Genomic DNA, 23,793 nt, shown 5'->3' on the forward strand with positions numbered 1-23,793 from the left:
AGCAGTCCGGCCGAGTGGCGACGCACACCTTGATGCCCATACCCCCTAGGGGTACCGTGGGGTCGACTCAGGGAGGTGCGGACATGGATCTTCACAATCACCAGCAACGCGATTCGGCGGCCGTAAGCCCCGCGGTGGCAGCGGGGCAACCACACGCTCACCACGGCCAGCGCGAGAAGACGACTGCGACGTGGGCGATGGCTGCGGCGGCGACGCTGCACTGCCTCACCGGCTGCGCGATCGGTGAGGTGCTCGGCATGGTCATCGGCACCAGCCTGGGCCTGCACAACGCCGCCACCGTGGTGCTGTCGATCGCCTTGGCTTTCGTGTTCGGCTACGGGCTGACCATGCGTGGGGTGCTGCGTGCCGGGGTCGGCGTTCGTGCCGCGCTGAAGGTGGCCCTGGCCGCCGACACGATCTCCATCGCCGTCATGGAGTTGCTGGACAACGCGTTCATGGTGGCCGTGCCTGGCGCCATGGATGCGGGCCTGACCAGCCTGCTGTTCTGGGCCGCGCTGGCCGCCTCACTGCTGGTCGCGTTCCTGCTCACCACTCCGATCAACCGATGGTTGATCTCGCAGGGCAAGGGCCATGCCGTGGTGCACCACTACCACCACGCCCACTGACCGTTACCGCAAAGGCGGCCGGGCGTCGCCGCGCTCGTGGCGCCCGGCCGAATCGGCATCGGGCACGGGTGCCGTCATCGGTGGCGGCGGGATGGCCGGAAGCGGCCTGTGCAGAACGTCTACGGTGACACGGGCGGCAACTCTGACCTCGACAGGTGATCGTCACGCGGAGTGGCTCAGCGCGGGGGATGCGGGCACATCCCGCCGAAGGCGACCTGCCAGGGTGTGGCTGCCATCCTGGAGGTGACCTGACGGGACGTTCCGTCTTCCGTGCGGACCGATATCACGACCGGGACCGGTTCGTTCGACATTCTGGCCGTGCAATCGAGCGTCAGCCGCACGCTGAACGGTTGTGCCCCTGGCCGCACCACATCGGATCTGACCGAGGAGAGGCCGAGGCCGCCCTTCGACGCGCGGATGTCGGTGACCTCCACCGGCAAGGGGCCATGGTTCACCACGATCACCGATGATTCCGCCCGGACCAGTGAACCCTCGCGCTCGCCGCCCGCCACCTCGTTCTTCCCGAGCACCAGCACCGCGGCAACCGACTCATCCGCCAAGCGCTGTTGCCGCGCCTGCCACTGGTAGGTGCCGACGCCAGCCACGGCTCCCGCGCCGGCAAGCAGCGCCAGGACCAGTGGCAGCGGGACATGCGCCGATCGGAAACTGCGCCAGGGGTGCCATAGCGGATCCTGGTGGGAAAGCGGAGGCCGCGCATGCCTGGACGGCGCGTCCAGGTCGATCACGGGCGCCTCGCCCATGCCGGGCGGCCGGCCGGCCGACCCAGACACCTGCTGCCCGCCCGTCTCCTCGCGCACGATGGGCACGCTACCGGTGTCCGGCATTCTTCGCGGTCCCGGTCGCGGATGCCGCTATCCCTGCTTGGAATGCCGGGCGATCGCGTAGCGGTCGCGGGCGGGGCCGGTGAGCTGCCGGCCGGCCAGGCCGCCCGGAGCTGGCGGTGCAGGGTGAGGCCACTGACGGGTACGGCGGTGCGATTGGGCCGCCCGGACGGGGGCGGCCTCCGCGGAGGAAATTCCGCTGCTGTGAACTCAAGCGGCGCTCCAGTGCAGCCGGCCGTCCTTGGCCGACCTCTGGCACCGCATCAGCCTGCCCTTTTCGGTGAGCCCGTAAGCGCCCTCCGGACTGCAGAAAGCGCCGGGACGGACGCCGACTTGAATTGGTGGCGTCGTCGGCTTGGTCGTGCGGGACGTGCTGGGCGTCGGCACCGGTTTGGGGCTGCTCCGCGTCGGCTTCGGCGTCGGGCTGGGCTTGCTGGTCGTAGCCCTGGGACTCGGCGACCTGGTGGTGGCCGTCGGGCTCGGCGACTCGGTCGTAGGCGTGGGGCTCAGCGAGTCGGAGACAGCAGGGCCAGCCATGGCCCGCTCCGCCGAAGCGGACGGCGTCGCGGCTGGCTTGTCGTCATCGGGACTGCCGATGGCGGCCAGGCCGCCACCGCAGCAGCAGAGCAGGGCCAGTCCGAGGAAGCCCAAGGCGACCTTCTGCCCGGAAGTGACGCGTCGCTTCGGCCCGTTGTCAGGAACGACCTTGGTCGGACCCGGGGCCGTTAGCCAGCCCTGCTGCTCGTTTCCGCCAGCAGCCGGATCCTGCGCCGTCGGGTCAGGCGGGACTGCCTCGAATTGGGCGGTTGGCGCCTGGTAGGGCGGGGGCGCCGGCCGGTGCCGGTACCCGGGGTCCTGCGGGGGTTGGTGCGTCACCGACCCAGTGTGCTTGCGGACGAAACAATCGGCAGTGGCCGATCGGACAGCATCTGCGTTCGCGCTCCGACCGGAGTGGCATGCCAGCCGGCTGCGCGCCGCGGTGGGCCCGACTCAGGCCGGGTGGGCCCGGAGGAACGACTCCGCCGCCGCCCGCATGGCCGCCTCCGACGCCTCCGCGTCGGCATGCGTGACGCCCCAGCCGGCGTACAGCTCCAGAAAGCGGTCGCCCACCCGGCGCAGCTCGGGCGACCCGGAGTAGCACGCCTGCCAGTAGATCTCGTGGGCCAGTTCCTCCGGGTCGCCGGCGCCGTCGAGGATGGTCGCCGCCGCTTCCCGCATGCGGTGTAGCCGGGCTCCGCGCCCGTCCGGGACCGGCTTGCCCAGCTGCCCCATCGCCACCCGGAACAGGTCCACCGCCTCACGTGACTCGCCCTTGGACAGGCCGGCCAGCTCTCGCAACGCTAGCGAGTCGGCCCCTTCGACCAGGGCCGTCGCCGCGGCCATCGGCAGCTCGTCACCGACCGCTTCGCCAAGGGCGAGGCGGACGGCCAGGTCTCGAAGGTGGCGCATGGCCCGCAAGAGTAAGCAGAGCGCTCTCCCGCTTGACGGACGGAGCCGTGCCGAGAGACTGAGAGGATGCGGGTGAAGCTCGACGGCGGCTGGTCGATCGAGCTGCCGGGCGCCTGGACGGCGGACCGCTGACCGACGTGGCGGGCGACGATCCGGCCTGGCTGTTCGCGGCCTGGCGATCGGTGACCCGGTCTGAATGACGAAAGAGGCCGCCCCCTAACGGGAACGGCCTCCGTAAACGAAACCGGACTCTGCACAGCTCAGGCGGCACGCCAGCGCAGCCGGCTGTCCGTGGCCGACGTCTTGCACTGCATCAGTTTTCCGGTGCTGGTAAACCCGTATGCGCCGGCTGGCTTGCAGAAAGCGCCGGGATGGACGCCCTTCTGGGTTGACGACGTCGTCGGCTTGGTGGTGCGCGGGGCGCTGGTGGTGCGCTTCGGTGTCGGCTTGGGGCTGCTCCGCGTCGGCTTCGGCGCCGGGCTCGGCCGGCTGGTCGTAGCCGCGGGACTCGGCGACCCGGCCGTGGGCGCCACGCTCGGCGACTCGGTCGACGGCAGGGGGCTCTCCGGCTGGGAGACGGCGGGCTCGGCCAGCGCTCGCGCTGCTGCTGCCGACTCCTTGGCGGCCGGCTTGTCGTCACCGGAGCTGCCTATGGCGGCGAGGCCGCCGCCGCAGCAGCAGAGCAGGACCAGTCCCAGGACGCCACCGGCGATCTTCTGCCCACGGGTGACGCGCCGCCTCGGACCGTTGCCAGGGGCGCCTTTGACGCCGACCGGAACCGTTGCCCAGCCGTGCACCTCGTGCCGGCCGGCAGCCGAGGTCTGCGCCGTCGGGCGCGGCGGAACCGGTCCGAACTGGGCGGTCGGCTGCCACGGCGACGGAGGCGGCGGCGGGGGAGGCGGCACCGGTTGCCAGGGGTCCTGCGGGGGCTGGTAGGTCACCCCTCCCAGTGTGCTTGCGGCCTCAATTATTGCCAGAGGCTAATCGGCCACCACCTGTGTCGGCGCTTCGACGCCGGGTGATGTCCGGATTGCCAGATGAGCTGACCGACCGTGGGATTGCAGGTCGGGCAGCGGGAGGAACGATCGGCAGGCCGAGCCGATCTACGACGGCTTCCAGCCGAGCAGGCGTTCGTCGTGCTGGAAGCCCAGGCGCTCGTAGAAGGGCACCGCCCGGTCACTCGAGTGGACGGTCACGTGCTCCAGCGCCAACCCGCCCGCCTCGGCCAGCACGGCCTCCAGCAGCGCCGCACCGATCCCGCCGTCGCGCCGCTCAGGCACCACGTACACCGACTGGACATCGCCGCTGCGCCGATGTCGCCGCGCCGGAGTGGGTACCCGGTCGGCGACCATCAGCCAGGCCATGCCGACCGCCTCATCGTCCACTTCGGCGAGGAACGGCCGGTGGGTCGACAGATGATCGGCGATCCAGGCGGAGAACGCCGCCAGGAACGCCTCGCGGTCCGTCCCGGCGTAGCTGCCTTCCTCGGTCAGCCGTCGCCATCGCAGGCCGGCCAACGCCGCAGCGTCGGCCGCTGTCGCCGGCCGTACCCGAGCCTGCATCCCAACCTCCCATGATCCGTCTCGCCGGCTAACCATGCCTCCGCGCCGCGGCTGCGGCGGCCCATGCCCGGATGATCGGGTGCGGCTCGGCGCCGTCCGCCAGTTCGGGCTGGAACAGGGTGCCGAGGAAGAACGGGTGTCCCGGCAGCTCCGCCACCCGTACGACCTGGTCTTCGTCGAACCCGGTGAACCGCAGGCCGTGCTCGGTCAACCGCTGCGTCGTCGCCGGGTTCAACCCGTACGAGCAGTGGTACCGCTCCGTGGTCCGTTCCCCTCCCAGCGCCCGTGCGAAGAGAGAGCCTTTGGTCGCGCTGACCACGCATTCGTCGCCGCCGACGGAACACGACAGCGGAACCAGCACCTCCTCCTCCGCCAGGCCGGCCACCTCGGTGGCGAACTCGGTGACCGCCAACTGCATCCCGCCGCAGGTGCCCAGCAGGGGGATGCCGGCCCGGCGGGCGATGCCGGCGGCAGCCGTGATCCCGGTCTCGCTCGGCCGCCTGTTCGTCACGTGTGGTTGACGGCCCGCAGTGCCGCGACGCAGGCAGCCACCGCCGGGTGGCCGCCCGCGCCCCTCCGGTATGCGACCCGGGTACGTCGTTTGATGGCGAGGGGTACGAGGCGGACCCCGGCGGGCGGTTGCCCGACGGCGAGTTGGGGCACCAGCCCGACGCCCTGGCCGGCGGCCACCAGGGCGAGCATGGCGGCGAAGTCGTCGGCATGGTGGCGCACGGCCGGGTGGAAGCCGGCGAGCTCGCAGGCGTGCAGGGCAAGCGAGTGGCACAGCGTTCCCTGGCTACCCACGATCCACTCCGCGTCGCGCACCGGGTGCATCGGGTCGCCGTCCGGGTCGCGGTCCATTCCGGCCGGCAGGGCGAGGAACACCAGCTCGTCGAGGAGCGGCGCCGAATCCAGCGCCGGGTCCGGCTCGACCGGCACGATGTCGTAGTCGTGCACGAGGGCCACGTCGAGGCGGCGGTCGCGCAGCGCGTCGGGCACGGCGACCGGGTCCAGCTCGGTGACCATCAGGTCGAGCGCGGGATGGTCGCGGGCCAGCGCGACCAGGGCCGGCAGCAGCAGCGTACGCACGGCGCTCGGATACGCGCCGATGCGTACCGTGCCGGAGAGCCCGCCGCGGGCGGCAGCGAGGGTGGCGTCGGCCGCCTCGAGAGCGGCGAGGACAACCTCGGTGTGCCGGACCAGCGCCTCTCCGGTCGGGGTGAGGTTGACCCGGCGGCCGGCGCGTTCCAGCAGCTGGACGCCGGCCTCCCGTTGCAGCGTGGCGAGCTGCTGGGAGACGGCCGACGGCGTGTAGGTGTGCGCCTCGGCGACGGCGGCGATCGTGCCGAGCCGGGCCAGGTCACGCAGCAGGCGCAGGCGGCGGACGTCGAGCATAAGCTCAGCTTACGTATCCGTTGAGTAACCGGAACTGGTTCTTCACTGTCTGCGGTCGCAGGCTGGAGGTATGAGACCGACCGGACTGTACGTACCGCTGATCACGCCGTTCGACGAGCGAGGCGCCGTCGCCGTCGACGTGCTGACGGCCCTCGCCCACGAGGTGCTGGCAGCCGGGGCCGCCGGCCTCGTCGCCCTGGGCACCACCGGCGAGCCGCACGCGCTCGATGACGCCGAACAGCGTCGCGTGGTCGACGCCGTCGCCGCGGTCTGCCGGGAGCGCCGGGCCGGCCTCCTTGTCGGCGCGCACACCATCGACGCGCTGCGGGCGCTCGCCGAACGGCCCGAGGTCACGGCGGCGCTCTGCCTGGTGCCACCGTTCCTGCGGCCCGGCGAGGAGGCCGTGCTCGCCCACCTCGCCCGGCTGGCCGAGGCGTCCCCGCTGCCGCTGGTCGTCTACCACGTCCCGTACCGCACCGGGCAGCAGCTCTCCGCCGGTGTGCTGCACCGGCTGGCCGGACTGCCCGGGGTGGTGGGGATCAAGCACGCGGTCGGCGGCATCGACGCGGACACCGTCGCCTTCCTCGCCGACGTACCGCCGGGCTGCGCGGTGCTCGGCGGCGAGGACGCGTACATCTCGCCGTTGCTCGCCCTGGGCGGACACGGCGGCATCCTCGCCTCGGCGCACGTCGCCACCGCCGACTACGCCGCGCTGATCGCGGCCTGGCAGGCCGAGGACGTCGCCCGCGCCCGGCCGCTCGGCCACCGGCTCGCCACCCTCTCGGCGGCGCTCTTCGCCGAACCCAACCCGTCGGTGATCAAGGCGGTACTGCACGCCCGAGGACGCATCCCGACGCCGGCGGTCCGTCCGCCGCTGCTGCCGGCGACGCCAGCGGCTACAGCGCGGGCCCTGCGGTGCGTGGACGAGCTGACCGGGGTGCCGGCGTGACCGCGATCGACGGCACCCGCGCTGGTCCGGGCCCTGGTGCGCCGGATTGCCGACGAGACGGCGGTCGTGCTCGACAGGCTGGCTCCCGGCCGGCTGGACGTGCCGCGGGAGGACGGTGACGGGGGCCGGTCCCGGGATGGGACCGGCCCCCGTGCGGGGCATCGCGGCTCAGGGCTTCCAGGAGCCGGCCGTCTCCAGCCGGTGCTCGTACTCCAGGGTGCCGTTCTTGTCCTTGACGTCGAAGACGAGCTGGCCTGTGCGCTTGCTGCCGCTCGCCAGGTCGTTGCCCGAGCCGAGCAGCTTGCCGCACCCGGAGAGCGCACCCGCCACGCCGTTCGCCTCGCTGCCGTCGGCGCCGATCCATTTGAAGTAGAACGGGTTGACCGAGCCGGTGCCCTTGGTGACCTCGGCGGTCACGTCGGCGATCAGGTACATGCCGTTCTTCGGCCCCGGCATGTACGCCTGGCAGGCCTTGTCCTTGGTCCGGAAGTTGCTGACGGTGATCTCGACCGTGCCGTCGTCGTCGTTGATGATCAGCGTGTCGCCCGGCTTCATGTTGAACGTCTCGCCGTCGGTCTGCCCGGCCTCCGGCGTCGGCTCCGCCCCACGCGTGGGCGCGTCGTAGGACACCGCCGGGGTGGGCAGGCTCTCGACCGCGTCCTGGGCCTTCTTGGCGCCGCTGTAGATCGCGAAGATGCCGCCGCCGCAGCAGAGCAGCAACAGGACCGCCGCGATGATGCCGACGATGATCCAGACGTTCTTGTTGGACTTCTTGACCGGCGGCGCGCCGAACGGCTGGCCGGGCGCCGGCGGGTACGCCCCACCCGCCGGGTACGCCCCACCCGCCGGGTACGGCGTCCCGGAGCTCGGCGGCTGCGGCGGGTAGGGCGTCCCGGAGGTCGGCGGGTACGACGGTTGCGGCGCGCCCGCGACCGGCGGGAACGGCGTGGTCGGCGGCTGCGGGGCGGCCGGCGGCGGGTACGGTGCCGGCGACATCGGCGGCTGTGGTGCCCCGGAGACCGGCGGCTGTTGTGCCCACGGGCTGTCCGGCGCGGGCGGGGGCGCGTACGGGCTGCCCGGCACCGGCGGCATCGGCGCGGTGGGGAACGGCTGGGTCGGCGGTTCCGGGGGCTGCTGGTTCGGGTCGTGCGGCCCGAACGGAGGCTGAGGGTGGCTCACCGGTCTCCTTGGCGCCTTCGAAGCTCTTCAGTCGGGAAGACGGTACAAGCCGCCGCCAAGTTGTCCGTCAGGACGTCACCGGGGTTCCAGGACGGCGGCGCTGCGCACCAGTTCGGCGTCCACCGCGAACCGGCCGGTGACCGATGCCGGTGGATCGGTGGCCGGGGCCGCGGCGAGCCGCGCCGGGGCGATCCGGGCGGTGAACGTCCTGGCCTCGGGGTCGACCGTGACCCGGGCGTCGTGGAAGTCCAGCCAGGTCCCGACGACCGGGTGCCAGACCTTGTAGACGGTCTCCTTGATGCTGAACAGCACGGTCGGCCAGGGGACGCCGGCCGGCAGCCGGGCCAGGTCCGCCTCCTCCTCGGGCAGGCAGATCGCTCGGCGTACCCCCGGGTTGAGCTCCCGGTGGCGCTCGGCGTCCATGCCCACCGAGCGGACCTCGGTGGCCCGGGCGGCGGCCGCCGCGCAGTAACCCCGGGTGTGGGTGATGGTGCCGACCACCCCGGCCGGCCACACCGGGGACCGGTCGGGCGCCGACGGGACCGGGGCGGCCGGCAGCCCGAGTCCGGCCAGGGCCCGGCGGGCGCACATCCGGCCGGCGGTGAAGTCCCGGCGCCGGCTCTCCACCGCGTGGTCGCTGAGGCAGGCCGACTCGGCGGGGAGCAGTGTGCCGGACCAGTCCCCGGGGCCGGCCACGGCCACCGCGACCGCCGGTGGCAGGAGGTCACGCATCGTTCGCCCCCGATGCGCGTTGGCACAGGTAGGGAGGGACTTCTGCCCCCTTGGGGAAGTTGACGGCGGCCATGGACGGTGAACGTACCGCAGCGATGTAACGGCGGAGCGTCCCGGGACGCTGTAGGGGAGTTAACGGGGCGGGGAACCTCCAGGAGCAAATACGTCCACATGGGAAGGAACAGCCGATGACGCCTGGTGCGGAGGCGTCGGGACCGCAGCCGGACGAGCACACGCCGGTGACCCCCGACTGGACCTGCAACTCCTGCGGCGACGACTGGCCGTGCACCACCAAGCGGAGCCGGCTGCTGGCCGAATACCGGGTGGACCGCGCCTCGCTGACCGTCTACCTCGGCTCCTGCCTGGCCGCCGCCACCCGAGACCTGCGAGCCGTGCCGGTGTCGTCGCTTCAGGACCGGTTCATCGGCTGGGTGCCGCGGAGCCCGCGCACCACCTGACCGTCGCCTCCGGTGGCCGCCGCGTTCGGGTCCGCGGCGGCCACCGGGTGCGGGTCAGGGTCGGCGGGGTCGCCGGGTGAGTGCGAAGCCGACCACGCCCGCTACGGCGGCGAGCACGCCACCGGCGGTGGTCCAGACCCAGCGCGAGCCGGCCTCTGGGAGCCAGCCGGTGAGGCTGAGTTCCTCCTCGGCGACCGGTTCGGGTGTCGGCTCAGCGGTGAGCAGCGCCCCGGCCCGGGTGTTGGGCACCAGCGGTGTCGCCAGCTTCCCGTCGTCGCCGGACGCGCCGCCATCGCCGTCGACGCTGACCAGCAGGTCCACGTCGATCGGCAGGCCCAGGTCGGGCTCGGGCAGCTCGGTCACGGAGAGCCGGACGTAGTAGGTGCCCGGCAGCGGGTCGCCGGACCATGGCTCGGCCCAGGGCCGGATCCGGCGCAGCGTGCAGCCGAGGGTGACGCCGGTCGCGGTCGCGTCGGCGGTCGGGGTCTGTGCGCCGGCCGTGCAGGCCTGCCGGCGGCGCAGCCCGTCGAAGACCTCGACGGTCCAGGTGGACGGGCCGGTGCGGCCCTTCGGGAAGGCGACGTTGGCGCCGATCTCGTGGGTCTGCCCGGCCTCCGCGCGGAACGACCAGTAGAGGTGGTCGCCGGTCGACGCGCCGACCTGGACCGGCTGGCCGGCGGCGATGGCGGTGGCGGTCAGGAACGAGGTGCCGGCCTTGGTGACCGTGGCGGCACCCGGCGACGGGGTGGGCTCGGCCGAGGCGGCGGCCGGGGTGAGGGTCAGCCCGACGGCGGCCAGCGCCGCCGCGGAGCGGATCAGGGTACGCATCCTCAGTTCTCCGTCCAGGTGGCGACCCACCAGCGGGTGAGCAGCCCGGCGACCAGTCCGGTGACCAGCCCGGCCAGGGTGAGCAGGAGCAGCAGGGCCCAGCCGCGGCCGAGGTCCGGCCCGTCCGGGGCGGGGGACGCGGCGACCACGTCGACGGTCAGCTCCACCGGCATGCCGGGGGTGACCTGGGTGCCGGGGCGGGCGGCGAAGGAGTTGCTGACCACGAGGCACACCGTCTCGGCGGTCTGGGTACCGCTGGGGCCCGGGGTGGGGGTGTCCTCGGCCGCGGACCAGCGCAGGCCGGTGGAGATCACATCGGTCCGCCCGCTGCCGGCGTCCACGCCCCGGACGAGTTCCCGCCCGTCTGTCGCGGTGGCCCGCAGCAGTACGCCGTAGTCGGGGTTGACCGGCCGGTCCAGTGCGACGCTGACCGAGGCTCGCAGTTCCTGGCCGGGACGCACCGGCACCCGGTACCAGCGGTGCTCGGAGAACGCCTCCCGGTCGGTGTAGACGCCGGGGCCGAGCAGCGGCGCGTTGGCACACTCGGCCGACCCGCCGACCACCGTCGGGGTGGCGGTGTAGGTGTCCCGGGCCCGGTCCACGAGCTGCTTGATCCGGCCGGTCAGCTCGTCCGCGCTCTGTGCCGCCGTGTAGGTGCCGCCGGTCGCGCCGGCGATGCAGAGCAGCTGCCGGCGCACCTTCTCGTCGGGGGCCAGGCCGAGGGTGTCGACGACCAGCTTGGTGCCCTGGGCGGCCAGCTCGCGGGCCACCTCGCAGGGGTCGGGCGGGGCGCAGGTGTCCTCGCCGTCGGTGATCAGCACGATCCGGCGGGCGGTGCTGCCGGTGCCGAGGTCCTGCGCGGCGGAGCGGAGCGCCAGCCCGACCGGGGTGAAGCCGGTCGGCCGGAGGGTGGCCACGGCCGCCTTGGCCTGCGTACGGTCCACCGGGCCGACCGGCACGATCTGCTGGGTGTCGAGGCAGCCCTGCTTCTTGTCCTTGCCCCGGTAGGTGGCCCCGAGCACCCGGATGCCGAGCTGGGTCTCGTCCGGCAGCGCGTCCACGACCTCGTTGAACGCCTGCTGGGCGACCGAGATCCGGCTGCGCCCGTCGATGTCGTGGGCCCGCATCGAGCCGCTGACGTCGAGGACCAGCTCGACCTTGGGCGGCTCGGCGGGGGTTTCGGGGTCGTCGCCGGCCCGGGCGGGCGCCGGACCGAACAGCGCGGTCGTCGCCAGCAGTCCGATGAGGACAGCTGCCGATCTGCTCTTGTTGATCACCGGCCGAAGTGTAGTGAGATCCACTTTGGATGATCATCCGGGTGGTGGCACCCGGATGATCATCCAGTTGGTCATGGGATGTCGGTCATCGTCGGGACATCACCCCTCCCGTGGCTGGCCGACGACGAATCTTTCATCATTCGCATATCCGGATTGCAGCCCGCAGAGCGGGCTTAACATACAAACAGGTACTTGCGCCCCTATAGGCCGTCAACGAGGACGAAAACTCCGGAGATCAACACTGGCCGGGGGCCCGTGCGGTCCGGAAAGCGCTCCCCTCGGCGGGTCGGCCGGGCGGGCGCCCCTCGGCCGGCGCGGGAACGAAGCCGTAATGCTCTCGTAAGGTCTTCGCGCCATGACCGCCGGCGCCACCTGCGGGCGAATCATCCTCGTGGGGGCTCGCCGGTCGTGAATCTGACCGGAGACGACCAGTTGTGCCGCTGATCCGGGGTGGTTAAGCTTCTTCTGCGCGCCCCAATCGCCCGCTTCCCCCGTGGCAGGCGATCGGGGCGCGCTTCTGTGTTCTCCAGCCCACCGCCGGTAGCGCCGGGCGTCAGATCCAGCGCCCGTCCAGCCACATCCGGGCCGACCAGTCCGCGTACGTGATCAGGCGGCCCACGAAAACCGGGTAGAAGTAGGCGAAGCAGAGGCCCACCAGCAGCACGTAGGCGCCCGCGATGATCCCGCCCACCAGCCGGCGGTCGGCGACGTCCGGCCCGCCCGGTGGCGCCCCCGTGCTCCGGCCGGCGGCCGGTGCCGGCGAGACGATCGCGCCCAGCACGTAGGTCACCGCCAGCACCAGGAACGGCAGCGCCGGCGCGGCGTAGAAGGAGAACATCGTCCGGCCATCCAGCGCGAACCAGAACCAGGGCAGCAGGCCGGCGGCCACGCTCAGCAGGATCGCCCCGGCCCGCCAGTCCCGCCGGGCCAGCCCGAGCCAGGCCAGCGCCGCCAGCGCGGGCAGGAACGACCACCAGAGCAGCGGGGTGCCCAGCAGCAGGATCTCGCTCGCGCACTGCGGCGCGCCGCAGTTGCCGTCGCCGGACCAGTAGAAGGCCACCGGCCGGCCCAGCAGCAGCCACTGCCACGGCCAGGACTGGTATTTGTGCGGCTCGTCGAGCTGGGTGTGGAAGCCGTACGCGGCCTTGTGGTATTCCCACAGGTTGATCAGCGGCCCGATCACCGGGGTGTCGCTCAGCCCCGGCGTGTTCGGGTAGCGGCTGGCGAGCCGGTAGTAGCCGTCGTCGGTGAACAGCCAGCCCGACCACGTGGCGACGTAGGTGGCCACCATCAGCACCCCGGCCAGCAGCAGCCAGGGCAGCTCGTCCAGCAGGGCGTCCCGCCACGGGTGGCGTACCCCCGCCGAGCGGCGGACGCCGACCTCCCAGAAGATCACCAGCAGCGCGAAGGCCGGCACGAAGTACACGCCGCTCCACTTGACCGCGCAGGCGCAGCCGAGCAGCACCCCGGCGGCCAGCCGCCACCACGGCCAGTTCCGCCAGCCCGACGGCGGCCGGCCGGCCCGCCCCGGTGTCGACGGGTCGAGCCCCGCCTCCAGCGCCCGGGCCCAGCGGCGGCGCCGGGCGTCCCGGTCCAGCACCAGCGCGCCGAACGCGGCCAGCACGAACAGCAGCAGGAAGATGTCGAGCAGCGCGGTGCGGGAGAGCACCAGGTGGAAGCCGTCCAGGGCGAGCAGCAGGCCGGCCGCGCAGCCCAGCGCGGTGGAGCGGAACATCCGCCGGGCGATCCGGATCAGCAGCAGCACCGAGAGGGTGCCGGCGACGGCCGCCGCGATCCGCCAGCCGAACTCGGGGGCGGTGGTGGTCAGGTGCCCCGGCACGGAGAGCTTCGTCTCCGCGTCCTGATAGCCGAAGGCCCACTCACCAAACCCGATCAGCCACTTGCCCAGCGGCGGGTGCACCACGTACGACGGGCCGTTGTCCTTGTAGTTCCACTCGACGCCCTTGTCGATCAGCCCGTAGGCGTCCCGGGCGTAGTAGATCTCGTCGAAGATCTTGCCCTTGGGGCCGCTCAGCCCGACGAGGCGCAGGATTGCCGCGATCGCCACCACGACGGCGGTGGCCAGCCAGGCGTGCCCGTCGAGGCGGGCGTCGACGGTGGCGAGCCGCCGCCGGACGACGGCCGGGACCCCGCCGCCACCGGTCGTCGCGGCCTCGGCGGCCTGATCGGTGGTCGGCTGACCGGCGGCCGTCCGGTCCGATCCGGCCCGGCCGGCGTCCGCGCTCTGTGCTGTCGAGGCACTCGTCACCCGGCGATCGTAGGCTGCGAAGGTGCCCGGTGGCGCCCGTCGTCCCCGAGATTGGTACGGCTGTCGATGAAGGAGCGCACTCCGTGGGTGAAATGTCCGAGGTCGGACGGGTCGTGCTGCTCGGCGCCCCGCTGGGCAACCCGGCCGACGCGTCGGCCCGGTTCCGCGAGGTGCTCGCCACCGCCGACGTGGTCGCCGCCGAGGACACCCGGCGGCTCACCCGGCTGGCCCGGGACCTCGGCGTCACCGTGGCCGGCCGGATCGTCTCCTACTTCGAGGGGAACGAGGAACGGCGTACCCCGGAGCTGGTCGAGGTGCTCGCCGCCGGCTACACCGTCGCTCTGGTCACCGACGGCGGCATGCCCAGCGTCTCCGACCCCGGCTACCGGCTGGTCCGGGCCGCCCTCGACGCCGGCTTCCCGGTCACCGCGGCCCCCGGGCCGAGCGCGGTGACCACCGCGCTGGCGCTCTCCGGGCTGCCCTGCGACCGGTTCTGCTTCGAAGGCTTCCTGCCCCGTACGCCGGCCGCCCGCCGCTCCCGGCTGCGGGCCCTCGCCGCCGAGGAGCGCACCCTGGTCCTCTTCGAGGCCCCGCACCGGATCGCCGGCGCGCTGGCCGACCTGGCCGCCGCGTTCGGCCCGGACCGGCCGGCCGCGCTCTGCCGCGAGCTGACCAAGACCTACGAGGAGGTGGTCCGCCGGCCGCTGGGCGAGCTGGCCGAGTGGGCCGCGGCGGGCGAGCCGCGCGGCGAGATCACCCTGGTCGTGGCGGGTGCGCCGCCAGCCGCAGCGGCCCGGCCCGACGACGACACGCTGCGCGCCGCGGTGGCCGCGCGGGAGGCGGCCGGCCTGTCCCGGCGGGACGCCGTCACCGAGGTGGCCGCCGAGTACGGGCTGCGCCGGCGCGAGGTCTACACCGTCGTGCACAGCTGAAGGAGCCCGGTGGGGCGGCGGCTCCGCCGGGACCTCGAACCGGCGCCGGGCTAGGCTTGCTGCTCATGAGTCACGTTCTCGCCGCGGTCGCCTGGCCCTACGCCAACGGCCCGCGCCACATCGGCCACGTATCCGGATTCGGCGTTCCCTCCGACGTCTTCGCCCGGTACATGCGAATGGCCGGTCACGACGTGCTCATGGTCTCCGGCACCGACGAGCACGGCACCCCGATCCAGGTGCAGGCCGACGCCGAGGGGGTCACCCCGCGCGAGTTGGCCGACCGGTACAACCGGGTGATCGCCGAGGACCTGCGGGCGCTGGGGCTGTCGTACGACCTGTTCACCCGTACCACCACCCGCAACCACTACGCCGTGGTGCAGGAGCTGTTCCTCGGGCTGCACCGCAACGGCTACATCGTCCCGAAGGTCACCACCGGGGCGATTTCCCCGTCCACCGGCCGCACCCTGCCCGACCGCTACATCGAGGGCACCTGCCCGATCTGCGGGTACGACAGCGCCCGCGGCGACCAGTGCGACAACTGCGGCAACCAGCTCGACCCGATCGACCTGATCAACCCCCGCTCGAAGATCAACGGCGAGACGCCGCAGTTCGTCGAGACCGAGCACTTCTTCCTCGACCTGCCCGCCCTGGCCGACGCGCTGCGGCAGTGGCTGGACACCCGGGAGGGCTGGCGCCCCAACGTGCTCCGGTTCTCCCGGAACCTGCTGGACGACCTGCAGCCCCGGGCCATCACCCGGGACCTGGAGTGGGGCGTGCCGATCCCGCTCGACGGCTGGCGCGACCGGACCGACAAGCGGATCTACGTCTGGTTCGACGCGGTCATCGGCTACCTGTCCGCCTCCATCGAGTGGGCCCGCCGCACCGGCGACCCCGAGGCCTGGCGCAAGTGGTGGTCCGCCGACGCGGAGGGCAAGGACGCCCGCGGCTACTACTTCATGGGCAAGGACAACATCGTCTTCCACTCGGTGATCTGGCCGGCGCTGCTCGGCGGCTACTCCGGCGAGGGGTCGCGCGACGGCGAGCCGGGCGAGCTGGGCCGGCTCAACCTGCCCACCGAGGTGGTCTCCAGCGAATACCTGACCATGGAGGGCCGGAAGTTCTCCTCCTCCCGCAAGGTGGTCATCTACGTCCGGGACTTCCTCGAGCGGTACGACGCCGACGCGCTGCGCTACTTCATCGCGGTCGCCGGCCCGGAGAGCAACGACACCGACTTCACCTGGTCGGAGTTCCTCCGCCGCAACAACGACGAGCTGGTCGCCGGCTGGGGCAACCTGGTCAACCGGTCCGTCTCGATGGCGGCGAAGAACTTCGGGGCGATCCCACCGGTCGACCCGGCCGGCCTCACCGAGGCCGACGAGGCGCTGCTCGCCACCGCCAGGGCCGGCTTCGCCGTCGTCGGTGACCTGATCGCCAAGCACCGGCAGAAGCAGGCCATCGGCGAGGCGATGAAGGTGGTCGCCGAGGCCAACAAGTACCTCTCCGAGCAGGCCCCGTGGAAGCTCAAGGGCGAGGACGACAAGCCCCGCATGGGCACCATCCTGCACGTCGCCCTCCAGGTGGTCAGCGACGCCAACACGCTGCTCACCCCGTTCCTGCCGCACGCCGCCCAGAAGATCCACGAGCTGCTCGGCGGCACCGGCGTGCACGCGCCGATGCCGGTGATCGAGGAGGTGCGGGACCTCGACGGTGGGCCGGCGTACCCGGTGCTGACCGGCGACTACACGGTCGGCGCGCGCTGGGAGTCCGTACCCCTGGCGGTGGATCGGCCGCTCGCGGCGCCGAAGCCGGTGTTCCGCAAGCTCGACCCGTCCATCGTCGATGAGGAGCTGGCCCGCCTCGCCGGCTGAGCCCGACCGACGACCGCGGCCCCGGGGACACCTCCCCGGGGCCGCGGTCGTCCGCGCCGGTCAGGCGCGCGCCATCGACGGCGCGCCGATGAACTCCATGATCGCCTTGTTCACCTCGGCGGCGTTGGTCCACGGGATGCCGTGCGGGGCGCCCCGCAGAGTGATCAACTGGCTGCCCGGCAGCATCGGCTGCAACCGCTGCCCGGTCACCGGATACGGCAGCACCGCGTCCTTGTCGCCCTGCACGATCAGCACCGGCACGTCGATCCGGCCCAGGTCGCCGCGGAAGTCCGTCAGCCAGGCGTCGACCGAGTCGTGGCTGCCCTTCGCCGACGCCCGGGTGCCGATCTCCCAGTGCGCCCGGAACGCCTCCTCGCTGACCGACTTCCCCTTGTTCTCGTCGTAGTTGAAGAAGCTGTTGCAGAACTGGGTCAGGTAGGCGAAGCGGTCGTTGAGGATGGCCTGCTGGAAACCGTCGAAGAGGCTCTTGTCCACACCCTCCGGGTTGTCCGGCGTCTTCATCAGGAACGGTGCCAGCGGGGCCAGCAGCACCGCCCGGTCCACCCGGCTCGACCCGTACGTACCCAGGTAGCGGGTCACCTCGCCGGTGCCCATCGAGTGTCCGACCAGGATCGCGTTGCGCAGGTCGAGCTCCGTCATCAGCACGTCCAGGTCGGCCGCGAAGGTGTCGTAGTCGTACCCTGCGGTCGGTTGGGCGGAACTGCCGAAACCGCGCCGGTCGTAGGTGATCGTCCGGTATCCGGCGTTCAACAGCGGGATGGACACCTTCTCCCAGGTCGCCCCGTTGAACGGGAAACCGTGGATGAGCACGACCGGCTGCCCGGAGCCGTGGTCCTCGTAGTACAGGTCGATGGGCGCGGAGTTCTCCGTGCCGACGGTGATGAAGGGCATCTCGGGTCTCCTGAGCTGGGGAGCATCGGACCCCGGCGGATTCCCGCGCCGACGGCGGTTATGCCGCGCGGTACGGCAGGTCGACCACCCGGTCGTCGGTCACCTCGGTGCCCGGCGCCCAGGCCTCGTAGACGCCCCGCTCGTGGCACTGCGCCCCGGTGGTGGCCACCGCGTCCGGATCCGGCCGGCACAGCCGCAGCCGCAGCCAGCCCGACTCCTCGCGCAGCACCAGGCAGGGCACCCCGCGCCAGGTGGCGTACCGCAGCCGCCGGGCCGCCGACTCAACCGGGTACCGGGCCGCCCGGGTCATCGCCAGGACGCGGAAGCCCCCCGGCTGGTCGGCCACCGCCTCGTACTCGTTGCCGCCGTACGCGCCGACGAGCCGGGTGGAGCGCGGCGCGTCACCGGTCGGCACGTACTCCTGGTCGGGGGAGAGCCCGGGCACCGCCGCGAGCAGGTGCCGCCACTGCCGGCCGACCAGGCGCAGCCAGCCCCGCTGCTCCGCCTGGTAGGTGTAGAGCACCACCTCCACCCCGTCCGCCGGGTAGGCGAGCAGGGTGGCGTTCGCCGGCATCGGCAGGTCGGCGAAGTCCCGGGTGACGAACTCCGGGACGAGCTGGCCGTTGCTCGGCACGAAGCCGGTACCCAGCACCGGGGGCCCCAGCCGGTCCCGCGGCGGCAGCGCGGTGAGCCCCTGGTGCGCCGGGCCGACCGGCACGTCGAAGTCGGCCGGGTCGGCGGCCCGCCAGCGCAGCGCGTAGGCCACGTCGCCGCCCTCGCCGTCGCCGCGCAGCACCGCCATCCCGGCCGGCGTACGCAGGTGCGCCACGTCGTGCTCCCGGTAGCAGAAGCCGTGCGGCAGCCAACCCCGCACATAGCCGGCGAGCTGGCGGGCGGAGAGCACCTTCACCATCCGGGTGCCCGGCCGGATCACCGCCGAGGCGCGTACCGCGGCGAGCGCCGGGTCGCCGGCCGCGGCCGGCTGCTGGCTGAGCTGGTGCAGGTGGGCCCAGCCGTGCGTGCGGTGCACCGGCATCAGCAGCGGCGGGTCCGCGTCCTCGGTCGGCTCGGCCGCCCCGTGCACCGCGCTCACCTCGCTGACGTGCACGAACTTCCGCCACGGGTATGCCACACCCGGCCGGGGCGCCCACTCGAAGCCGGGCACCTCCTCGGCGCTGAACAGCTCGTACGCCGCGCCCCGCGCGATCTCCTCCGCCGGGTGCACCCGACCCTCGTACGTGACGTGCAGGCCGGTCCGCTCGGAGGCGGCCCCGCCAGCCTGAGGGGTCACACTCATGGCGTCACGATCGCTGCACGGATCGTCCGCCCGCTCCGGTGCCCGATGGTTCGCTCACTCCGCTCAGTCACGCTGCGACGGTAGGTTCGCGCTGGGTAGTGGAGATGAACAAGAGGTGGCGGCCGGGTGGACCCGGCCAGTGTGTGATCCTTTGGTTGATGACCGAGCCAACCGAACAGCTGAGCGAGCGGACCGAGACCCGCAAGCAACGGGCCGCCCGCCGGGCCGGGGAGTTCCCGCCCGCCCCCGAGGCGCTGCCCCGTCCCGTGCTGGACAGCCACACCCACCTCGACATCACCGTCAGCGAGGCCGGCGTACCCGGGGGAGGACCCGCCGACGACCCGGTCGGCGCGGTCATCGCGGTGGCCGCCGGCGTCGGCGTGGACCGGCTGGTCCAGGTCGGCGTGGACGTCGAGTCGTCCCGCTGGGGCGCCGACGTCGCCGAGCGCTACGGAGCCGTGCTGGCCACCGTCGCGCTGCACCCGAACGAGGCGCCCCGCCTGGCCGACCTGGACGAGGCGCTGCGCGAGATCGAGGCCCTGACCGCCCGCGACCGGGTACGCGGCGTCGGCGAGACCGGGATGGACTTCTTCCGTACCGGGGACGAGGGGCGGGCCGCCCAGGAGGAGAGCTTCCGCGCGCACATCGCCATCGCCAAGCGGTACGGCAAGGCACTCGTCATCCACGACCGGGACGCGCACGCCGACGTGCTGCGCATCCTCGACGACGAGGGCGCCCCGGACACGGTGGTGCTGCACTGCTTCTCCGGCGACGCCGACTTCGCCCGCGAGTGTGTCCGCCGGGGCTACCTGCTCAGCTTCGCCGGCACGGTCACCTTCGGCAGTGCCGGGGCGCTGCGCGAGGCCGCCACGGTGACCCCGGTCGACCAGCTGCTGGTGGAGACCGACGCCCCGTACCTGACCCCGATGCCGCATCGGGGGCGGCCGAACGCGTCGTACCTGATCCCGCTGACGGTCCGGTTCCTGGCCGCGACCACCGGGACCGACGTCGACGAGCTCTGCGCCGCGATCTCCGCGACCGGCGACCGCGTCTTCGGCCCGTGGTGACCGGAGGGGCCCGTTCTTGACCGGGGCCCCTCCTTGCCACCCGGCCGGGCCGCATACGCTACGGGGCGTGACCGGCCTCCTCGGCCCGGCGGAGATCCGGGAGCTCGCCGCGCGCCTCGGCGTGACGCCGACCAAGAAGCTCGGCCAGAACTTCGTGCACGACCCGAACACCGTCCGCCGGATCGTCACCACCGCCGGGCTCGCCCCGGACGACGTGGCGCTGGAGGTCGGCCCCGGGCTCGGCTCGCTCACCCTGGCCCTGCTCCCGGTCGCCGCGCACGTGCATGTCGTGGAGATCGACCCGGCGCTGGCCGCCGCGCTGCCGGAGACCGCCGCCCGGTTCGCTGGCCCGAACGCCGCCCGGCTCACCGTCCACCCCGCCGACGCGCTCCGGGTCAGCGCCGCCGACCTGGCGGAACCCGCCCCCACCGCGCTGGTGGCGAACCTGCCGTACAACGTCGCCGTGCCGGTGGTGCTGCACCTGCTCGCCGAACTGCCCACCCTGCGGCACGGCCTGGTGATGGTGCAGAAGGAGGTCGCCGACCGGCTCGTCGCCGGTCCCGGCTCCAAGGTGTACGGCGTCCCGTCGGTCAAGCTCGCCTGGTACGCCCGGGCCCGGGCCGCCGGCAAGGTCCCGCCGAACGTGTTCTGGCCGGTGCCGAACGTCGACTCCGGGCTGGTCGCCTTCACCCGCCGGGAGCCGCCCCGCGCCGACGTCCGCCGGGAGGCGGTCTTCGCGGTGGTCGACGCGGCGTTCGCGCAGCGCCGCAAGACCCTGCGCGCCGCCCTGGCCGGCTGGGCCGGCGGCGCCGACCGGGCGGCCGCGGTGCTCACCGCCGCCGGCGTCGACCCGGGCGCCCGTGGCGAGTCGCTGGCCGTGGAGCAGTTCGCCGCCATCGCCGCGTCGGCCCCGGCCGTCCCCGCCGTCGCCCAGTAGGCTGGGCGCCGTTGCCCGACCCCGCCGAGGAGTTGATCGTGGAGAAGCCGTTCGACATCCGCCTGCGCCCACGGGACATCGCCCCGTGACCGAGGCCTGGCGACCGGACGACGAGGACGGGCAGCGGCGCGGGGCCAGCGGGCCGGTGAAGGTCCGGGTGCCCGCCAAGATCAACCTGCATCTCGGGGTGGGGCCGCTGCGCCGGGACGGCTTCCACGAGCTGAACACCGTCTACCACGCGATCTCGATCCATGACGAGTTGACCGCCCGCCGGGGCGACACGCTCACCCTCACCATGGAGGGCGAGGGCGCCGGCGAGCTGGCCCTGGACGACACGAATCTGGTGATCCGGGCCGCCCACGCCCTCGCCGGGTACGCGGGCGTCCCGCCGCACGCCCGGCTGCACCTGCGCAAGAAGATCCCGCTCGCCGGCGGGCTGGCCGGCGGCAGCGCCGACGCGGCCGCCACCCTGGTCGCCTGTGACGCGCTCTGGGGCACCGGGCTGTCCCGCGACGAGCTGGCCGGCATCGCCGCCGACCTCGGCTCGGACGTGCCGTTCCTGATCCACGGCGGCACCGCGCTGGGCACCGGCCGGGGCGAGGCGGTCAGCCCGGTGCTGGCCCGCCCCACGTCGTGGCACTGGGTGGTGGCGATCGCCGAGGGCGGCCTCTCCACCCCCGCCGCCTACCGCGAACTGGACCGGCTGCGCGACGCCGGCAGCGCCGGGGAGCCGCTGGGCAGCACCGACACGCTGCTCGCCGCGCTGCGCCAGCGCGACCCCCGGGTGCTCGCCGCCGCGCTCGGCAACGACCTTCAGGCCGCCGCGTTCACCATGCGCCCCGCGCTCGCCGAGACCCTCAAGGCCGGCGAGGCGGCCGGCGCGCTCGCCGGAATCGTCTCCGGCTCCGGGCCGACCTGCGTCTTCCTCACCGCGAACGAGACCGACGCCGGGCGGATCGCCGCCGAACTGGCGGCCGCCGGGGTCTGCCGGGAGGCCCGGGTCGCCCACGGCCCGGTGGCCGGCGCCCGCATTGTCTGAGCCTGCCGGACGTCCGACCCGACCTGGCGCGACCCGACCTGGCCAGGTCCGGCCCGTTCGGTCCGGCCCGCCCGGTCGAGCAAGATCGACTCGGCGTCGCCGATGTGGCGGTGTCCCGGCGGCCCGGACACCGCCGGGTCGGCGACCTCGTGCGCCGGACCATCCGGCGGCCGGAACAAACCGGGCGGCAGCGGTCGTTGACCCGCGTCGGGGCCTGACGTCCGTCGGGCGGACCCGCGTACCCTGAGGGGCCAGGCGTCCCGAGGTGCCCGCCCGCACCGGGACGCCTTGATCATGAAAGGTGGGGAAGTGGCCAACATCGTCAACCTGGACCGGGTGTCCAAGGGGTACGGCGCTGCCGGGCCGCTGCTCACCGACGTCTCGCTCGGTCTCGACGACGCCGACCGGGTCGGTGTGGTCGGCCTCAACGGGGCCGGCAAGTCGACGCTGCTGCGGCTGCTCACCCGCACCGAGGAACCCGACGACGGCCGGGTCACCCACCGTCGCGACCTGCGCGTGTCCTGGCTGCCGCAGAGCCTGAACCTGGAGCCCGAGGCCACCGTCCGGGACGTCGTCCTCGGCACCGCCTGGCTCGGCGAGAGCATGGGCGCCGAGCACGAGTGGGCCGGCGACGCCGGCGTGCGGGCCATCCTCGACGGCCTCGGCATGCCACACCTCGGCCTCGACGCGCCCGTCGGCCCGATGTCCGGCGGCGAGCGCCGCCGCGTCGCGCTCGCCGCGCTGCTGGTCCGCGACGCCGACCTGCTCATTCTCGACGAGCCCACCAACCACCTCGACGTCGGCGGCGTCGACTGGCTGGCCCGGCACCTGGTCACCCGCAAGGGCGCCCTCGTCGTGGTCACCCACGACCGGTGGTTCCTCGACGCCGTCTGCACCGCCACCTGGGAGGTCGCCGACCAGACCGTCCGGGCGTACGAGGGTGGCTTCGCCGCCTGGATCCTCGCCCGGGCCGAGCGGCAGCGGGTCGCCGCCGCTACCGAGGCCCGCCGGCAGAACCTGCTCCGCAAGGAGATCGCCTGGCTGCGCCGCGGCGCGCCCGCCCGGACCTCCAAGCCGAAGTTCCGGATCGACGCGGCCAACGCGCTCATCGCCGACGTCCCGCCGCCGCGCGACACCACGTCGCTGCAACGGCTCGCCACCGCCCGGCTCGGCAAGCAGGTGTACGACCTGGACCAGGTCACCCTGCACGCCGGCCCGAAGGAGATCCTGCACGACGCCACCTGGCAGGTCGGCCCCGGCGACCGGATCGCCATCCTCGGCCGCAACGGCGCCGGCAAGACCACCCTGCTGCGGATGCTGGCCGGCGTCACCCGGCCCGACGGTGGGCGCCTCACCACCGGGCAGACCGTGCGGCCCGCGTTCCTCTCCCAGGAACTCGCCGAACTCCCCGGCCACCTGCGCGTTCTCGAGGCCGTCGAGGAGGTGGCCCGGCGCGTCCAGTTCGGCGACCGGGAGATCAGCGCCGCCCAGCTCGCCGAGCTCTTCGGCTTCGACGACCGCCGGCTCTGGACCCCGGTCAGCGACCTCTCCGGCGGCGAGCGCCGCCGCCTGCAGATGCTCCGCCTGCTCGCCGGGGAACCCAACGTGCTCCTCTTCGACGAGCCCACCAACGACCTGGACACCGACACCCTCGCCGCACTGGAGGACCTGCTCGACTCCTGGCCCGGCACGATCGTGGTGGCCAGCCACGACCGGTACCTGATCGAGCGGGTCGCCGACGTCGCGTACGGGATGTTCGGCGACGGGCGGCTCGTGCACCTGCCCGGCGGGGTCGACGAGTATCTGGCCCGGGCCGCCGTGGGCAACGGACCGGCCCCCGCCGACCTCACCCCGGCCGGGGCCGCCCCGGCCCGCGAGGGCATGTCGGCCGCCGAGGTGCGCACCGCGAAGAAGGAACTCGGCAAGCTGGAACGGCAGATCGCCAAGCTGGAGCAGAAGGAGGCCGACCTGCTCGACCAGCTCGCCGCGCACGCCACCGACTACGCAAGGGTCGCCGAGCTGGACGCCCAGCTGAAGGAGCTGCGGGCCGAGCGGGAACGCACCGAGGAGGCCTGGTTGACCCTCGCCGAGGAACTGCCGGCCAGCTGACCTCGACACGGGTGGGGGGTGTGCGGCGTCACAGTTGGCCGTGCGGGACAATCACACCCGACCCCT

Annotated in this window: 22 protein-coding genes; 9 read left to right on the forward strand and 13 right to left on the reverse strand. The window is 73.3% G+C overall.

Features of this window, described 5'->3' with window-relative positions; translation table 11 throughout:
• Positions 1-197 precede the first annotated feature (197 nt).
• Positions 198-626 (forward strand): DUF4396 domain-containing protein, encoded by a 429-nt coding sequence (locus tag ACFYM6_RS07040; protein ID WP_387273055.1) that lies wholly within the window; start codon positions 198-200, stop codon positions 624-626.
• Between the two features lie 176 nt (positions 627-802).
• Here ACFYM6_RS07040 and ACFYM6_RS07045 read toward each other — a convergent pair whose 3' ends face one another.
• The 6 genes from ACFYM6_RS07045 to ACFYM6_RS07070 all read right to left on the reverse strand — a co-directional run bounded on the left by ACFYM6_RS07045 (position 803) and on the right by ACFYM6_RS07070 (position 5,874).
• A complete protein-coding gene (locus tag ACFYM6_RS07045) occupies positions 803-1,444 on the reverse strand; it encodes a hypothetical protein (protein ID WP_387273057.1) in 642 nt (213 codons plus the stop codon).
• Positions 1,445-2,458: 1,014 nt separating this feature from the next.
• Positions 2,459-2,917, reverse strand: coding sequence for a hypothetical protein (locus ACFYM6_RS07050; protein ID WP_387273059.1), 459 nt, complete (start codon positions 2,915-2,917; stop codon positions 2,459-2,461).
• Positions 2,918-3,177: 260 nt separating this feature from the next.
• Complete coding sequence (locus ACFYM6_RS07055) at positions 3,178-3,858, reverse strand: hypothetical protein (protein ID WP_387273061.1); 681 nt, start codon at positions 3,856-3,858, stop codon at positions 3,178-3,180.
• A gap of 162 nt (positions 3,859-4,020) precedes the next feature.
• Positions 4,021-4,479, reverse strand: a complete 459-nt coding sequence (locus ACFYM6_RS07060) for a GNAT family N-acetyltransferase (RefSeq protein ID WP_387273063.1) — start codon at positions 4,477-4,479, stop codon at positions 4,021-4,023.
• Between the two features lie 28 nt (positions 4,480-4,507).
• Positions 4,508-4,990: a hypothetical protein gene (locus tag ACFYM6_RS07065; RefSeq protein WP_387273065.1), complete on the reverse strand. Its 483-nt coding sequence runs from the start codon at positions 4,988-4,990 to the stop codon at positions 4,508-4,510.
• A complete protein-coding gene (locus ACFYM6_RS07070) occupies positions 4,987-5,874 on the reverse strand; it encodes a LysR family transcriptional regulator (RefSeq protein WP_387273067.1) in 888 nt (295 codons plus the stop codon). The genes ACFYM6_RS07065 and ACFYM6_RS07070 overlap by 4 nt, the downstream gene beginning before the upstream one ends.
• Before the next feature lie 70 nt (positions 5,875-5,944).
• Here ACFYM6_RS07070 and ACFYM6_RS07075 point away from each other — a divergent pair, with 70 nt between their 5' ends.
• Entirely contained in the window at positions 5,945-6,823 is an 879-nt protein-coding gene (locus tag ACFYM6_RS07075) for a dihydrodipicolinate synthase family protein (protein ID WP_387273069.1), read from the forward strand.
• 168 nt (positions 6,824-6,991) lie between these two features.
• Here ACFYM6_RS07075 and ACFYM6_RS07080 read toward each other — a convergent pair whose 3' ends face one another.
• Positions 6,992-8,002, reverse strand: a complete 1,011-nt coding sequence (locus ACFYM6_RS07080; protein WP_387273071.1) for a DUF4352 domain-containing protein — start codon at positions 8,000-8,002, stop codon at positions 6,992-6,994.
• 75 nt (positions 8,003-8,077) lie between these two features.
• Positions 8,078-8,734, reverse strand: a complete 657-nt coding sequence (locus ACFYM6_RS07085; RefSeq protein ID WP_387273073.1) for a 4'-phosphopantetheinyl transferase — start codon at positions 8,732-8,734, stop codon at positions 8,078-8,080.
• Between the two features lie 188 nt (positions 8,735-8,922).
• Between ACFYM6_RS07085 and ACFYM6_RS07090 the strand changes: the two genes are divergently transcribed.
• Complete coding sequence (locus ACFYM6_RS07090; protein ID WP_357437439.1) at positions 8,923-9,192, forward strand: hypothetical protein; 270 nt, start codon at positions 8,923-8,925, stop codon at positions 9,190-9,192.
• 54 nt (positions 9,193-9,246) lie between these two features.
• On the opposite strand, the gene ACFYM6_RS07095 is transcribed toward ACFYM6_RS07090, so the two are convergent.
• From ACFYM6_RS07095 to ACFYM6_RS07105, 3 genes are all read right to left on the reverse strand, one after another.
• A complete protein-coding gene (locus ACFYM6_RS07095) occupies positions 9,247-10,020 on the reverse strand; it encodes a peptidase (protein WP_387273075.1) in 774 nt (257 codons plus the stop codon).
• A 2-nt stretch (positions 10,021-10,022) separates the two neighbouring features.
• Positions 10,023-11,297 (reverse strand): VWA domain-containing protein, encoded by a 1,275-nt coding sequence (locus ACFYM6_RS07100; protein WP_387273077.1) that lies wholly within the window; start codon positions 11,295-11,297, stop codon positions 10,023-10,025.
• Positions 11,298-11,850: 553 nt separating this feature from the next.
• Positions 11,851-13,566 (reverse strand): dolichyl-phosphate-mannose--protein mannosyltransferase, encoded by a 1,716-nt coding sequence (locus tag ACFYM6_RS07105; protein ID WP_387273079.1) that lies wholly within the window; start codon positions 13,564-13,566, stop codon positions 11,851-11,853.
• A 92-nt stretch (positions 13,567-13,658) separates the two neighbouring features.
• On the opposite strand from ACFYM6_RS07105, the gene rsmI reads away from it, so the two are divergent.
• Together rsmI and metG are read left to right on the forward strand one after the other, a co-directional pair.
• Positions 13,659-14,498: a 16S rRNA (cytidine(1402)-2'-O)-methyltransferase gene (gene rsmI, locus ACFYM6_RS07110; protein WP_387273732.1), complete on the forward strand. Its 840-nt coding sequence runs from the start codon at positions 13,659-13,661 to the stop codon at positions 14,496-14,498.
• Between the two features lie 65 nt (positions 14,499-14,563).
• Positions 14,564-16,366, forward strand: a complete 1,803-nt coding sequence (gene metG, locus ACFYM6_RS07115; RefSeq protein ID WP_387273081.1) for a methionine--tRNA ligase — start codon at positions 14,564-14,566, stop codon at positions 16,364-16,366.
• Positions 16,367-16,426: 60 nt separating this feature from the next.
• Here the strand turns inward: metG and ACFYM6_RS07120 are convergent, their stop codons facing one another.
• A complete protein-coding gene (locus ACFYM6_RS07120; RefSeq protein WP_387273083.1) occupies positions 16,427-17,278 on the reverse strand; it encodes an alpha/beta fold hydrolase in 852 nt (283 codons plus the stop codon).
• 58 nt (positions 17,279-17,336) lie between these two features.
• Entirely contained in the window at positions 17,337-18,575 is a 1,239-nt protein-coding gene (locus ACFYM6_RS07125; RefSeq protein WP_387273085.1) for a hypothetical protein, read from the reverse strand.
• A gap of 158 nt (positions 18,576-18,733) precedes the next feature.
• Here ACFYM6_RS07125 and ACFYM6_RS07130 point away from each other — a divergent pair, with 158 nt between their 5' ends.
• The 4 genes from ACFYM6_RS07130 (at position 18,734) to ACFYM6_RS07145 (ending at position 23,727) form a co-directional block, all read left to right on the forward strand.
• Entirely contained in the window at positions 18,734-19,642 is a 909-nt protein-coding gene (locus ACFYM6_RS07130) for a TatD family hydrolase (RefSeq protein ID WP_387273087.1), read from the forward strand.
• Between the two features lie 67 nt (positions 19,643-19,709).
• On the forward strand, positions 19,710-20,579 hold the full coding sequence (gene rsmA, locus ACFYM6_RS07135; protein WP_387273089.1) for a 16S rRNA (adenine(1518)-N(6)/adenine(1519)-N(6))-dimethyltransferase RsmA: 870 nt from the start codon (positions 19,710-19,712) through the stop codon (positions 20,577-20,579).
• A gap of 85 nt (positions 20,580-20,664) precedes the next feature.
• Positions 20,665-21,618, forward strand: a complete 954-nt coding sequence (locus tag ACFYM6_RS07140) for a 4-(cytidine 5'-diphospho)-2-C-methyl-D-erythritol kinase (RefSeq protein ID WP_387273091.1) — start codon at positions 20,665-20,667, stop codon at positions 21,616-21,618.
• 309 nt (positions 21,619-21,927) lie between these two features.
• Positions 21,928-23,727 (forward strand): ABC-F family ATP-binding cassette domain-containing protein, encoded by a 1,800-nt coding sequence (locus ACFYM6_RS07145; protein WP_387273093.1) that lies wholly within the window; start codon positions 21,928-21,930, stop codon positions 23,725-23,727.
• Positions 23,728-23,793 lie beyond the last annotated feature (66 nt).

This window comes from Micromonospora sp. NPDC006431 (assembly GCF_042870725.1).
Lineage (GTDB): Bacteria > Actinomycetota > Actinomycetes > Mycobacteriales > Micromonosporaceae > Micromonospora.

What these genes read in the sequence shown, in the direction of transcription:
- ACFYM6_RS07070 (WP_387273067.1), bottom strand. Translation starts at nt 5,874, where the DNA reads ATGCTCGACGTCCGCCGCCTGCGCCTGCTGCGTGACCTGGCCCGGCTC.
- ACFYM6_RS07085 (WP_387273073.1), bottom strand. Translation starts at nt 8,734, where the DNA reads ATGCGTGACCTCCTGCCACCGGCGGTCGCGGTGGCCGTGGCCGGCCCC.
- ACFYM6_RS07060 (WP_387273063.1), bottom strand. Translation starts at nt 4,479, where the DNA reads ATGCAGGCTCGGGTACGGCCGGCGACAGCGGCCGACGCTGCGGCGTTG.
- rsmI (WP_387273732.1), top strand. Translation starts at nt 13,659, where the DNA reads ATGTCCGAGGTCGGACGGGTCGTGCTGCTCGGCGCCCCGCTGGGCAAC.
- ACFYM6_RS07040 (WP_387273055.1), top strand. Translation starts at nt 198, where the DNA reads ATGGCTGCGGCGGCGACGCTGCACTGCCTCACCGGCTGCGCGATCGGT.
- ACFYM6_RS07050 (WP_387273059.1), bottom strand. Translation starts at nt 2,917, where the DNA reads ATGCGCCACCTTCGAGACCTGGCCGTCCGCCTCGCCCTTGGCGAAGCG.
- ACFYM6_RS07075 (WP_387273069.1), top strand. Translation starts at nt 5,945, where the DNA reads ATGAGACCGACCGGACTGTACGTACCGCTGATCACGCCGTTCGACGAG.
- ACFYM6_RS07120 (WP_387273083.1), bottom strand. Translation starts at nt 17,278, where the DNA reads ATGCCCTTCATCACCGTCGGCACGGAGAACTCCGCGCCCATCGACCTG.
- ACFYM6_RS07095 (WP_387273075.1), bottom strand. Translation starts at nt 10,020, where the DNA reads ATGCGTACCCTGATCCGCTCCGCGGCGGCGCTGGCCGCCGTCGGGCTG.
- ACFYM6_RS07130 (WP_387273087.1), top strand. Translation starts at nt 18,734, where the DNA reads ATGACCGAGCCAACCGAACAGCTGAGCGAGCGGACCGAGACCCGCAAG.
- metG (WP_387273081.1), top strand. Translation starts at nt 14,564, where the DNA reads ATGAGTCACGTTCTCGCCGCGGTCGCCTGGCCCTACGCCAACGGCCCG.
- ACFYM6_RS07090 (WP_357437439.1), top strand. Translation starts at nt 8,923, where the DNA reads ATGACGCCTGGTGCGGAGGCGTCGGGACCGCAGCCGGACGAGCACACG.
- ACFYM6_RS07125 (WP_387273085.1), bottom strand. Translation starts at nt 18,575, where the DNA reads ATGAGTGTGACCCCTCAGGCTGGCGGGGCCGCCTCCGAGCGGACCGGC.